Origin of the sequence: Modestobacter caceresii (assembly GCF_000761485.1) — a bacterium.
GTDB lineage: Bacteria > Actinomycetota > Actinomycetes > Mycobacteriales > Geodermatophilaceae > Modestobacter > Modestobacter caceresii.
The window spans coordinates 46401-58418 of record NZ_JPMX01000019.1; the positions used below are offsets into that span (position 1 = coordinate 46401).

The 12018-nt window shown below is 74.7% G+C and carries 13 protein-coding genes; 9 read left to right on the top strand and 4 right to left on the bottom strand.

Translation table 11 applies throughout. The annotated features are described in order from the left end of the window. Positions 1–39: 39 nt before the first annotated feature. On the bottom strand, positions 40–627 hold the full coding sequence (gene mobA / locus IN07_RS05865; RefSeq protein ID WP_036334307.1) for a molybdenum cofactor guanylyltransferase: 588 nt from the start codon (positions 625–627) through the stop codon (positions 40–42). Between the two features lie 42 nt (positions 628–669). On the opposite strand from mobA, the gene fdhD reads away from it, so the two are divergent. Then, positions 670–1500 carry a formate dehydrogenase accessory sulfurtransferase FdhD gene (gene fdhD / locus IN07_RS05870; RefSeq protein ID WP_036334308.1) on the top strand — a complete coding sequence of 277 codons (831 nt, stop codon included), beginning with the start codon at positions 670–672 and terminating at the stop codon, positions 1498–1500. A gap of 171 nt (positions 1501–1671) precedes the next feature. Here the strand turns inward: fdhD and IN07_RS05875 are convergent, their stop codons facing one another. From IN07_RS05875 to moeA, 3 genes are read right to left on the bottom strand one after another with little or no spacing between them, the layout of a single operon-like run. Further along, the gene (locus IN07_RS05875; protein ID WP_036334309.1) at positions 1672–2217 is read right to left on the bottom strand and encodes a MogA/MoaB family molybdenum cofactor biosynthesis protein; all 546 of its coding nucleotides are present in this window, start codon (positions 2215–2217) and stop codon (positions 1672–1674) included. Further along, positions 2214–2702, bottom strand: a complete 489-nt coding sequence (moaC, locus tag IN07_RS05880; RefSeq protein ID WP_036334311.1) for a cyclic pyranopterin monophosphate synthase MoaC — start codon at positions 2700–2702, stop codon at positions 2214–2216. The genes IN07_RS05875 and moaC overlap by 4 nt, the downstream gene beginning before the upstream one ends. Continuing rightward, complete coding sequence (gene moeA / locus IN07_RS05885; protein WP_036334312.1) at positions 2699–3904, bottom strand: molybdopterin molybdotransferase MoeA; 1206 nt, start codon at positions 3902–3904, stop codon at positions 2699–2701. The genes moaC and moeA overlap by 4 nt, the downstream gene beginning before the upstream one ends. A gap of 184 nt (positions 3905–4088) precedes the next feature. On the opposite strand from moeA, the gene IN07_RS05890 reads away from it, so the two are divergent. The 8 genes from IN07_RS05890 to IN07_RS05925 all read left to right on the top strand — a co-directional run bounded on the left by IN07_RS05890 (position 4089) and on the right by IN07_RS05925 (position 11991). Then, positions 4089–5054, top strand: a complete 966-nt coding sequence (locus IN07_RS05890) for a PfkB family carbohydrate kinase (protein WP_052090888.1) — start codon at positions 4089–4091, stop codon at positions 5052–5054. Between the two features lie 52 nt (positions 5055–5106). Next, entirely contained in the window at positions 5107–5661 is a 555-nt protein-coding gene (locus IN07_RS05895) for a beta-class carbonic anhydrase (protein ID WP_036334314.1), read from the top strand. Between the two features lie 152 nt (positions 5662–5813). After that, positions 5814–6257 carry a 50S ribosomal protein L13 gene (gene rplM, locus IN07_RS05900; protein ID WP_036334364.1) on the top strand — a complete coding sequence of 148 codons (444 nt, stop codon included), beginning with the start codon at positions 5814–5816 and terminating at the stop codon, positions 6255–6257. Beyond that, entirely contained in the window at positions 6254–6673 is a 420-nt protein-coding gene (gene rpsI / locus IN07_RS05905) for a 30S ribosomal protein S9 (protein WP_036334315.1), read from the top strand. The genes rplM and rpsI overlap by 4 nt, the downstream gene beginning before the upstream one ends. Before the next feature lie 10 nt (positions 6674–6683). Further along, on the top strand, positions 6684–8039 hold the full coding sequence (gene glmM / locus IN07_RS05910; RefSeq protein ID WP_036334317.1) for a phosphoglucosamine mutase: 1356 nt from the start codon (positions 6684–6686) through the stop codon (positions 8037–8039). 153 nt (positions 8040–8192) lie between these two features. Beyond that, positions 8193–10055, top strand: a complete 1863-nt coding sequence (gene glmS / locus IN07_RS05915; protein WP_036334318.1) for a glutamine--fructose-6-phosphate transaminase (isomerizing) — start codon at positions 8193–8195, stop codon at positions 10053–10055. Between the two features lie 125 nt (positions 10056–10180). Further along, positions 10181–10558, top strand: coding sequence for a holo-ACP synthase (locus IN07_RS05920; RefSeq protein ID WP_036334319.1), 378 nt, complete (start codon positions 10181–10183; stop codon positions 10556–10558). After that, positions 10555–11991, top strand: coding sequence for an NAD(P)H-hydrate dehydratase (locus IN07_RS05925; RefSeq protein WP_036334320.1), 1437 nt, complete (start codon positions 10555–10557; stop codon positions 11989–11991). Before IN07_RS05920 ends, IN07_RS05925 begins: the two co-directional genes overlap by 4 nt. The last annotated feature ends 27 nt before the right edge of the window (positions 11992–12018 follow it).

The window sequence follows — 12018 nt, forward strand, 5'->3', positions numbered from 1 at the left end:
TGTGTGGTCCCCACGCAGGTCGGCCGCGTGGGGAACGGCTCACTCCCGGCCGGGTGCGGCCCGGGCGCGGGCGAGGTCGGCGGGGGTGTCGCAGTCGGTCCACGGCGCCGGCCGGCCGGGCAGCGCGGCCGGCCGATGGCGGCTGACGGACAGCTCGGACAGCACGGTCCGCAGTGGCGTGTGCGGGCGGGGGTCACGGACGGCGGCGCGGAGTGCCGCGGTCCGCCAGACGCCCAGGAGGAGCTGGTCGCGGCCGGTGTCGTCGACGACCAGCACGCCGTCGTCGACGAGTCGCCGGCGCAGTGCGGTCACCAGGTCCCGGGTGAGGAAGGGCAGGTCGGCGGCGAGGACGGCGACCACCTCGGCGTCGCCGACCGCGGCGAGCCCGGCGGCGAGCGCCGGGACCGGCCCCCCGCCCGGAGGCACCTCCCGGACGAGCACGACGCCCTCGGGGACGGGCTGCGGGGGCCCGACGACGACGACCGGATCGGCGTCCCGGGCGGCGTCCACGACGGTGGCGAGCATCGTGCGCCCGCCGACGTCGAGCTGCGGCTTGGGCTGCCCGCCGAGCCGGGCTGCCCGGCCGCCGGCCAGCACGACGGCCGCGAAGCGCGGGAGCGGGGTCATGCTCGGAACGGTAGGGCGCGACCGGTGAGTACCGTCAGCCGCGTGGGACGAGTCACCAGCCGCACTCCGGTGCTGCGCATCCGCGGCGCCGTGCACACCCGACGGCCCGACACGGTCGCCTCCGAGGAGCCCCTGGAGATCCGGCTCGGCGGCACGCCGCTGGCGGTGACGATGCGGACCCCGGGCGACGACTTCGACCTGGTGCACGGCTTCCTGACCACCGAGGGCGTGATCGCCTCGGCGGCCGACATCGCTGGGCTGCGGTACTGCAACTCCGTGGACGACGAGGGCCGCAACACCTACAACGTCGTGGACGTCGACCTGGCGCCCGGCGTGCAGGCCCCGGACACCGCGCTGGACCGGAACTTCTACACGACCAGTTCCTGCGGTGTCTGCGGCAAGGCCAGTATCGACGCCATCCGCACGAAGACCGCCTACGACGTCGCCGCCGACGACACCCGCCTCACCCTGGCGACCCTGCTGGCGCTGCCGGACCGGCTGCGCGCCGCCCAGCAGGTGTTCGACAAGACCGGCGGGCTGCACGCGGCCGGGTTGTTCTCCGCCGGCGGCGAGCTGGTCGCGCTGCGGGAGGACGTCGGCCGGCACAACGCCGTGGACAAGGTGGTCGGCGACGCGGTGCGGGAGGGCCGGGTGCCGCTGGCCGGGCACGTGCTGATGGTCAGCGGCCGGTCGTCCTTCGAGCTGACCCAGAAGGCGGCGATGGCTGCCCTGCCGGTGCTGGCCGCGGTGTCGGCGCCCAGCTCGCTGGCGGTGGAGCTGGCCCAGGAGGTGGGCATCACCCTGATCGGCTTCCTCCGCGGCGACGGCTGCAACGTCTACACCCACCCCGAACGCCTCGTCCTGCCCGGCTAGGCACACAGAGCCGGGCACGGACGCAGTAGGGACGGACTGGGCCGGGCACGAGCACCGACCAGCCGGGCACGAACAGAGCCGGGCACGAGTACGGACCCCCGTCCGGAGGACGGTCCGTGAGCGCAGCGCGGGGCCGGAGGCTCCCGCTGCGATCGCGGGAAGCGGCTCAGTTCAGCTGGGGGACGGCTCCTGGCCGCGCTGCGGCGCGGCAGCGTCGCCAGGAGCATGGTCGCCACCGCGGAGCTGGCTGACCACGTGCGGCAGCAGCGGGCCCAGCACGGCGAGACCGTCCCGGACGCCACCGGTCGAGCCGGGCAGGTTGACGATCAAGGTGCGTCCGGCGGTGCCGGCGACGCCGCGGGACAGCACCGAGGTGGGCACCTTGCCCTCCCCGTACCGGCGCACCGCCTCGGCGATGCCGGGGGCCTCCCGCTCGAGCACCGCGCGGGTGGCCTCCGGCGTGACGTCGGTCGGTGAGAGCCCGGTGCCGCCGGTGGTCAGGACGACGTCGGCCCCGCCCGCCACGGCCTCCCGCAGCACCTCGGTCAGCGCCGCGACGTCGTCCGGGCGCACGTGCGGACCCTCGACGGTGAAGCCGAGCCCCCGCAGCCCCTCGGCGAGCGCCTGGCCGGAGCGGTCCTCGTAGACCCCGGCCGAGGCGCGGTTGGAGGCGGTGAGCACGACGGCCCGGGCGTCGGCCGGCAGGTCGGCGCTCATCGGGTCCAGTCGCCCTTCTTGCCACCGGACTTGGCGAGCAGCCGGACGTCGGTGATGCAGGCGCGCGGGTCGACCGCCTTCACCATGTCGATGACGGTGAGCCCGGCGACGGCGACGGAGGTGAGCGCCTCCATCTCCACGCCGGTGCGGTCGGCGGTGCGGGCGGTGGCGGTGATCTCCACGGCGTCGTCGGTGACGTCGAGGTCGACCGTCACGCCGTGCAGTGCGATGGGGTGGCACAGCGGGATCAGGTCGGGGGTGCGCTTGGCCCCGGCGATCCCGGCGATCCGGGCCACCGCGATGGCGTCGCCCTTGGGCACGCCCGTGCCGCGCAGCAGGGCGACCACCTCGGGGCTGACCAGCACCCGGCCGGCGGCGGTGGCGACCCGTGCGGTGACCGGCTTCGCGGTCACGTCGACCATCCGTGCCGCGCCGGACTCGTCGACGTGGGTGAGTCGTGCCGGGCCCTCGGGTGAGGTGGTCACTGGAGTGCTCCTTCGATCAGGACGACGGTGACCTGGGCGCCCGCGGGCAGGTCGGTGACGTCCTCGGGGACGACGACGAGGCAGTTGGCGCGGGCGAGGTGGGCGACCAGGTGCGAGCCGGGCCCGCCGACCTGGTCGACGACCTCCCCGTCGAACCGCCCGCGCAGGAACTGCCGGCGGCCGGCGGGGGAGCGCAGCGGAGCGGTGAGCCGGGCGGTGGTGCGCAGCCGGTCGGGGGAGGCGTGGCCGAGCGCCCGGCGCAGGGCGGGGCGGACGAACACCTCGAAGGAGACGAAGGAGCTCACCGGGTTGCCGGGCAGCGTGATGACCGGGACGCCGTCGACGGTGCCGGCACCCTGCGGACCTCCCGGCTGCATGGCGACCTTGCCGAACTCGACCGTGCCCAGCCCGGCGAAGGCGTCCTTGACGACCTCGTACGCACCGGCGCTGACCCCGCCGCTGGTGACCAGCAGGTCGGCGTCCGGCAGCTCGGCGCGGACCGTGGCGAGGAACTGCTCGACGTCGTCGGGCACGAAGTGCAGCGTGCGCGCCTCGCCACCGGCCTCGGTGACGGCGGCGGCCAGCAGCACGGAGTTGGACTCGTAGATCTGGCCCGGTCGCAGCGGGCGGCCGGGTTCGACCAGCTCGCTGCCGGTGGAGAGCACCAGCACCCGGGGACGGCGCCGCACCGGCACGGTGTCGTACCCGACCGCGGCCGCGAGCCCCAGCTGGGCCGCGCCGAGCGCGGTGCCGGCGGGCATGGCCAGCTCGCCGGCCCGGATGTCCTCACCGGCGTGCCGCAGATGGGTGCCGGCCGAGGGGGCGGAGGTGATGGTGACGACGTCGGTGCCGGCGTCGGTGCGCTCGACCGGGACGATCACGTCCGCACCGTCGGGCACCGGGGCGCCGGTCATGATGCGGTGCACCGTGCCCGGCAGCAGCGGTGGCACGTCGGTGCGCCCGGCCGGCAGGTCGGCGGCGACGGGCAGCCGGACGGGGGCCTCCGCGGTGGCCGCCCCCACCTCGGCGTGCCGTGCGGCGTAGCCGTCCATGGCGGAGTTGTCGAAGCCCGGAAGGGCCACCCGCGCCGTCAGGTCGCGGGCGAGCACCCGTCCGGCGGCCGCGGCGAGCGGGACGTCCTCGACCGGCAGCGGGGCGAGCAGCCCGGCGACCGCTGCCTGGTGTTCCTCGACCGTGCGCACGGTCCCATCCTCACCGATGCCGCTCCAGCGGGTGGCGGCGCGGGCCGGGACCGTGCCGGGACCGGTCGTGCACAGCCGGTGATCGCACGACGCAGGGTGAGCGGGCAGGCTGGGACGGTCACCGACGCCGCCCGGCAGGCAGGCCGGGGCCGGCGCGGCACCACGTGCACGACGAGGAGGAAGCGTGCCAGTTCCGGAGGGTCCCGCGGTCGTCGTCGGCCAGGTGGGTCGCGACCTCGTCCTGGAGGTGGACCGGTTGCCGCGCGGTGGGCGGAGCGCCGACGTCCGCCGCCGCCGGGAGCTGCTGGGTGGGAAGGGAGCGAACCAGGCCGTCGCGATGGCGCAGCTGGGCTGGCCGGTCGCCCTGGTCGGGGTGCTCGGCGACGACCCGCCCGGCGACCTGGTCCTGGCCCAGGCGGTCAGCGACGGTCTGTGGGTCTCCGGGGTGGTCCGCCGCCGGGGCGCCGAGACCGCTCTGCTGGTCGACCTGGTGGAGGCCGGTGGCACGCGGCGGCTGCTGGAGGACGTCCCGGAGCCGACGCTGCTGACCGCGGCCGACGTCGATGCGGCTGCCCGGTCGTTCGCGCGGGCGTCCGCCGTCGTGCTCCAGCTGCAGCAGCCGGGGGCCGCCGTCCGCGCCGCCCTGGCGCGGGCCCCGCGGGGCGCGTTGACGGTCGCCGACGGCGCCCCGCCGGACCCGGAGACCCGGGAGGCGCTGCTGGGCCGGGTGCGGGTCCTGCGGGCCGACCTGGTCGAGGCCGGGCTGTGGGTGGACGGCGAGCTGGACGGGCTGGGTGACGTGCGCGCCGCAGCCCGCCAGCTGTGCGCAGCAGGCCCCAGGGTGGTCTGCCTGTCGGCCGGGGAGGACGGCGACCTCACGGTGTGGCGGGAGCCCGGCGGCCGGGTGCGCGAGGAGCTGGTGCCGCTGCTCGGCCAGGACCCGGTCGACCCGACGGGCGCCGGTGACAGCGTGGTGGCGGCGTTCGCCGTCGCGCTGTTGCGTGGCGCCGACCCGGGGGCAGCCGCCTGGCAGGCGGGAGCCGCGGCGGCCCCGACCGTGGGCAGGCTCGGCGGCCGACCCGCGCTGGACCCCGAGGAGGTCACGCGCCTCGCCGTGGAGTGCCGGGAGCGCGGCGGTGCGGGCCGCTGACGCGCCGCGCTAGCGTTGCCGGGACGTAGCGGCGGACGAGAGGTGGCGCAGGGTGACCGAGATCGACCGGATGCTGGCGGCGAACGAGGCCTGGCTGGATGAGTTCCCCGGCGACCTCCCGGTCGCGCCGGCCCGCGAGGTCGCCGTCGTCGCCTGCATGGACTCCCGCATGCCGCTGTTCGGCATGCTGGGCCTCGACGTCGGTGACGCGCACGTCATCCGCAACGCCGGTGGCGTGGTCACCGAGGACACCCTCCGGTCGCTGGCCATCTCCCAGCACGTGCTCGGCTCCCGTGCGGTCGTGCTCGTGCACCACACCGACTGCGGGCTCAACAAGGCCACCGACCAGGAGGTCGCCGACCTGGTGGAGCGGACCACCGGCCACCGGCCGCCCTGGGTGGCGCGCACCTTCACCGACGTGGACGCCGACGTCCGGGAGTCGATCCGGCTCATCCGGGAGACGCCCTACCTGCTCAGCACCGAGGTGCGGGGCACGGTCTACGACGTCGCGAGCGGCCGGCTCCGCGAGGTGGAGGACCCTGCTGCCCCCCACCTCTCGGAGGCTCGCGGCGGGTCCCTGCAGCAGGGCCAGGAGCAGGGTTCGTAATTGACGCTGGTATCGTTCCCCGTTGGTGCGTGATGCCGGTTGGTGCACACGCGTCCGGGGCGCCGATGTCATCGGGTCCGCCCAAGTCTCCCGTTCTCGGTGAGGCGATCCCACCAGCCACCCGCCCGACGACGACAGGACGAGTGAGCCTCGTGCGCACGTACAGCCCCAAGCCCGGTGACATCACCCGGGCCTGGCACGTCATCGACGCCACCGACGTGGTGCTCGGTCGACTCGCCAGCCAGACCGCGATCCTCCTCCGCGGCAAGCACAAGCCCCAGTTCGCGCCGCACGTCGACGCCGGCGACTTCGTCGTCATCGTCAACGCGGGCAAGGTGGCCCTGACCGGCTCCAAGCGCGACACCAAGGTCGCCTACCGCCACTCCGGCTACCCGGGTGGACTGCGGACGATCAACGTCGGCGACGAGCTGAAGACCCGTCCCGACCGCGTCATCGAGCGCGCCGTCAAGGGGATGCTGCCGCACAACACGCTGGGCCGGCAGATGCTCTCCAAGCTCAAGGTCTACGCCGGGCCCGAGCACCCGCACGCCGCCCAGCAGCCCCAGACCTACGAGATCAAGCAGGTGGCCCAGTGACCAGCGCACTGACCGTGACCGACGCCGACGGGCGTCCCATCCAGACCGTCGGCCGCCGCAAGGAGGCCATCGTCCGGGTGCGCCTGCTCCCCGGCGCCGGTGAGTTCAAGCTCAACGGCCGCACCATCGAGCAGTACTTCCCCAACAAGGTGCACCAGCAGCTCATCCGTGAGCCGTTCGTGATCCTGGAGAAGAACGAGCAGTACGACGTCGTCGGCATCCTGCACGGCGGCGGCGTCAGCGGCCAGGCCGGTGCGCTGCGCCTGGCGATCGCCCGGGCGCTCATCGAGATCGAGCCCGAGGACCGTCCGGCCCTCAAGAAGGCCGGCTTCCTCACCCGTGACCCGCGGGTCACCGAGCGCAAGAAGTACGGCCTGAAGAAGGCCCGCAAGGCGCCTCAGTACTCGAAGCGCTGACGGTACGTCCGTGGGTCGGCTCTTCGGGACCGACGGTGTCCGCGGCCGGGCCAACGCCGAGCTGACGCCGGAACTGGCGCTCTCGGTGGCCCGTGCCGCGGCCAGCGTGCTCGCCGACCGCGACGGGACCTCGCGTCCCGTCGCGGTCGTCGGCCGTGACCCCCGCGCCAGCGGGGAGATGCTCGAGGCTGCGGTCGTCGCCGGCTTGGCGAGCGCCGGTGCCGAGGTGCTGCGCGTCGGCGTCCTGCCGACCCCGGCGATCGCGCACCTGACCGGCCGCACCGACGCCGACCTGGGCGTGATGCTCTCGGCCAGCCACAACCCGATGCCCGACAACGGCATCAAGCTGTTCAGTCGCGGTGGCCACAAGCTGCCCGACGCCGTCGAGGCCGCCATCGAGCGGCGGGTCATGGGCACCGACGACGGCGACCCCCGCGGCGACCACCGCCCGACCGGTGGGGGCATCGGCCGCGTCCGCGACCTGGCCGGCGCCGCGGAGGACTACACCACCCATGTGCTCTCCGCGTTGCGCGAGCCCCTGCGTGACCTGCGCGTCGTCGTCGACTGCGCCCACGGGGCCGCCTACCGCTGTGCGCCGGAGATCTACCGCCGGGCCGGTGCGCAGGTGCACGTCATCGGCGGCGAGCCCGACGGCTGGAACATCAACGACGGCATCGGCTCCACCCACCTGGGGCCGCTGATCGACGCCGTCGCGAAGCACGGTGCCGACATCGGCATCGCCCACGACGGTGACGCCGACCGCTGTCTGGCGGTGACCGCGCAGGGCGACGTCGTCGACGGCGACGCGATCCTGGCCATCTGCGCGCTGGCGCTGCACGAGAGCGGCAACCTGACCGACCAGACGGTCGTCGCCACGGTGATGAGCAACCTCGGCTTCCACCACACCATGCGTGCGGCCGGCATCTCCGTGCAGACGACGGCCGTGGGTGACCGCTACGTCCTGGAGGCGCTGCGCTCGCGGGGGCTCTCCCTCGGCGGCGAACAGAGCGGCCACCTGGTCTTCCTGGACTGGGCGACCACCGGCGACGGGCTGCTCACCGGGCTGGCCCTGATGTCCCGGATGAGCGCCACCGGTGCCTCCCTGGCCGAGCTGGCCTCGGTGGTGCAGCGGTTGCCGCAGACCCTGGTCAACGTCCCCGTGACCGACCGGCTCGCGGTGGCGGAGAGCGACGAGGTCGCACGGGCGGTCAATGCCGTCGAGGCCGAGCTCGGCAGCTCCGGGCGGGTGCTGCTGCGGCCCTCGGGCACCGAGCAGCTGGTGCGCGTGATGGTGGAGGCGCCGACCCAGGAACAGGCCGACACCGTCGCTGCACGGCTCGCGGAGGTCGTGGCCGCCACACGCTGACCCGTCGTCGGCGGCCGGGGGAGCGGGTGTCCCGCGCAGGTGGGACCGGGCCCGCGGTGTCCGATCGGGCTGGACGAGTGTCCGGTGGGACGGCTGGGGCTCGGCTTCCGCGGCGCGGCAGCGAACTGGGAACGAGCCGGTACGCTCGGTCAAATGTGCGGCATCGTGGGGTACGTCGGCCCGCAGGACTCCCTGGAGATCGTCCTGGAGGGCCTGCGCCGACTCGAGTACCGAGGCTATGACTCGGCCGGGGTGGCGGTGCTGGCCGATGGCCGGCTGACCACTGCCAAGAAGGCGGGCAAGGTCGCCAACCTGGAGAAGGAGCTGGCCGAGGAGGCGCTGCCCGCCTCGACCATCGGCATCGGCCACACGCGCTGGGCCACGCACGGCGGGCCCACCGACCGCAACGCGCACCCGCACGTCTCCGCCGACGGCACCGTCGCGGTGATCCACAACGGCATCATCGAGAACTTCGCGCCGCTGCGCGCCGAGTGCGAGGCCACCGGGATCGAGTTCTCGTCCGAGACCGACACCGAGGTCGTCGCCCACCTCCTCGCTGCCGTCTACCGGGAGACGCCGGAGGGCCCTGACCGGTTCGCCGAGGCCATGCGCCAGGTGAGCCGGCGCCTGGAGGGTGCGTTCACCCTGGTCGCCACCCACGTCGCGGAGCCCGACCGGCTGGTCGCCTCGCGACGCAACAGTCCGCTGGTGGTCGGGGTGGGCGACGGGGAGTACTTCTTCGGCTCCGACGTCGCGGCGTTCATCGGGCACACCCGTGTGGCGCTGGACGTGGAGGAGGACCAGGTCGTGCTCCTGGACCGCGAGCACGGGGTCACGGTGACCGACTTCGCCGGCACCGTGGTCGAGCCGGCGACCCGCACCGTCGACTGGGACGCCGCGGCCGCGGAGAAGGGCGGCTACGACTGGTTCATGCTCAAGGAGATCGCCGAGCAGCCCGAGGCAGTGGCCAACACCCTGCTGGGCCGGCTCGGCGAGACCGGTGAGCTGGTGCTCGACGAGGTCAGGCTCTCCGACCAGGAACTCCGCGACGTCGACAAGGTCTTCGTCGTCGCCTGCGGGACGGCCTACCACGCCGGGCTGATCGCCAAGTACGCGATCGAGCACTGGACCCGCGTCCCGGTCGAGGTCGAGCTGGCCAGCGAGTTCCGCTACCGCGACCCGGTGCTGGACCGGAGCACGCTGGTCGTGGTCATCAGCCAGTCCGGCGAGACGATGGACACCCTCATGGCGCTGCGGCACGCCCGGCAGCAGAAGGCCAAGGTCCTGGCGATCTGCAACGCCAACGGGGCGACCATCCCGCGGGAGTCCGACGCCGTCCTGTACACCCACGCCGGGCCGGAGGTCGCCGTCGCCTCGACCAAGGGCTTCCTGACGCAGGTCGTGGCCTGCTACCTGGTGGGGCTCTTCCTGGCCCAGGTGCGCGGGGTCAAGTACGCCGACGAGGTCTCCGCCATCGTCGAGGACCTGCGGGCGCTGCCGGCGCAGGTGACCGAGGTGCTGGCCTCGATGGAGTCGGTCCGGGAGCTCGCCCGTGACCTGGCCACCGCGAACACGATCCTGTTCCTCGGTCGGCACGTCGGCTACCCGGTGGCCCTCGAGGGGGCGCTCAAGCTCAAGGAGCTCGCCTACATCCACGCCGAGGGCTTCGCCGCCGGCGAGCTGAAGCACGGGTCGATCGCGCTGATCGACCAGGGCACCCCGGTCGTGATCGTCGTCCCGTCGCCGCTGAGCCGGGGGTCGGTGCACGGCAAGGTGGTGAGCAACATCCAGGAGGTCCGCGCCCGGGGCGCCCGCACCATCGTGATCGCCGAGGAGGGCGACGACGACGTGCTGCCCTACGCCGACCACCTCATCCGGGTGCCGCGTACCCCGACCCTGCTCGCGCCGGTGGTGACGACCGTGCCGCTGCAGGTGCTGTCCTGCGAGATCGCCGCCACCCGCGGCCTGGACGTGGACCAGCCGCGCAACCTCGCCAAGAGCGTCACCGTCGAGTAGCAGCACCCGACCCGGCGCCCAGCGCCGATCAGGTGACCTGATCACCGGCTGTCCCCCTGCACCAGCGTCGGTGCGGGGGCACAGTCATCGGTGGGGGTGGACGGCGGCGCGGGCACACTGTCCGGGTGATCATCGGGATCGGTGTCGACGTCTGCCCGGTCGAGCGGTTCGCCGCCTCGCTGGCCCGCACCCCTGGGCTGCGGGACCGGCTGTTCACGCCGGCCGAGCAGCGCACCCCGGCGGGCGGTGAGCGCAGCAGCGAGTCCCTGGCGGCCCGCTTCGCCGCCAAGGAGGCGCTGGCCAAGGCGCTGGGCGCCCCGGGGGACCTGCGCTGGCACGACGCCGAGGTGGTCGTCGGGGAGCGGGGGCGTCCGCACCTGGAGGTCCGCGGCACGGTGGCCCGGCGCGCCGCGGAGCTGGGCGTCACCTCCTGGCACGTGTCGCTGAGCCACGACGGGGGCATCGCCTCCGCCATGGTGATCGCCGAGGGGACTGCCACGTGATCGGGCTGCACACCGCTGCGCAGGTCCGGGCTGCGGAGCAGTCCGTCCTGGCCGGGCTCCCGGCGGGGGTGCTCATGCAACGGGCCGCGACCGGGTTGGCGACCGTCTGCCTGGGGTTGCTGGGCCGGGCGCACGGTGTCCGGGTGGTGTTGCTGGTCGGCTCCGGTGACAACGGCGGCGACGCGCTGTTCGCCGGTGCCCTGCTGGCGCAGCGTGGCGCGAGGGTCACTGCCGTCCTGCTCACCCCGGACCGGGCGCACGCCGGAGGACTGGCCGCGTTCCGTCGCGCCGGTGGCCGGGTGGCCGAGGCGGCCGATGCGGGACTGCACCGGGCCGACCTGGTCCTCGACGGGATCGTCGGCCTCGGCAGCGCCGGCGGACTGCGAGAACCGGCCGCCGTGCTGGTCCGGGAGGCGACCGCCGGGCCGGGGCTGCTGGTCGCGGTCGACCTGCCCAGCGGCGTCCTCGCCGACACCGGCGAGGTCCCCGGGGCGGCCTTCCCCGCTCAGCACACGGTCACCTTCGGTGCCGTCAAGCCGGGGCTGGTGGTGGGCGCCGGTCGCCGGCAGGCCGGCACGGTGCACCTGGTCGACATCGGGCTCGGCCCCGTCCTCGCCGAACCGGCGGCCCAGCAGCTGACCGACGCCGACGTCGTCCCGCACCTGGACGCCCCCGCCCCCGACGACGACAAGTACTCCCGCGGCGTGGTCGGCGTCCTGGCCGGTTCGGCGACCTACCCCGGCGCCGGGGTGCTGTGCACCGGTGCGGCGGTGCGGACCCGGCCGGGCCTGGTCCGGTACGCCGGCACCGCTGCGGAGGGCGTGCGGGCCGCCTGGCCGGAGGTCATCGTCACCGCCGGCCGCCCGGGGGACGCCGGACGGGTTCAGGCCTGGGTGGTCGGCCCGGGGATGGGCACCGACGACGACGCCGCCAGCGTGCTCGCCGAGGTGCTGGCCACCGACCTGCCGGTGGTGGTCGACGCCGACGGGCTGACCCTGGTCTCCCAGCGACCGGAGCTGGTGGCGGACCGCACGGCACCCACCGTGCTGACGCCGCACGACCGCGAGTTCGCCCGCCTCTTCGGTGAGGTCGGCACCGACCGGCTGGCCGCTGCGCGCCGGGGTGCGGCGGAGCTGGGCTGCACGGTGCTGCTGAAGGGCGACGCGACCGTCGTCGCCGACGCCGCCGGCACGACCTTCGTCAACGGCACCGGCACCCCGTGGCTGGCGACCGCCGGCACCGGGGACGTGCTCGCCGGCATCCTGGGGGCAGTGCTGGCGACCGGGCTGCCGGCCGCGGAGGCCGCGGCCGTCGCGGCTCACGTGCACGGCCGGGCCGGTCAGCTGGCCGCCGAGCAGGGCCCGCTGATCGCCGGTGACCTGGTCCGCCGGCTGCCCGAGACGCTGGCCCGGCTGCGCGCCGGTGCGGGCTGACCGCGGCGGCCTGGGACAGTGGGCAGC

Bases quoted from the DNA above. Each gene is read 5' to 3' on its own strand.
- mobA (WP_036334307.1), bottom strand. From the start codon at position 627: ATGACCCCGCTCCCGCGCTTCGCGGCCGTCGTGCTGGCCGGCGGCCGG.
- IN07_RS05875 (WP_036334309.1), bottom strand. From the start codon at position 2,217: ATGAGCGCCGACCTGCCGGCCGACGCCCGGGCCGTCGTGCTCACCGCC.
- glmS (WP_036334318.1), top strand. From the start codon at position 8,193: ATGTGCGGCATCGTGGGGTACGTCGGCCCGCAGGACTCCCTGGAGATC.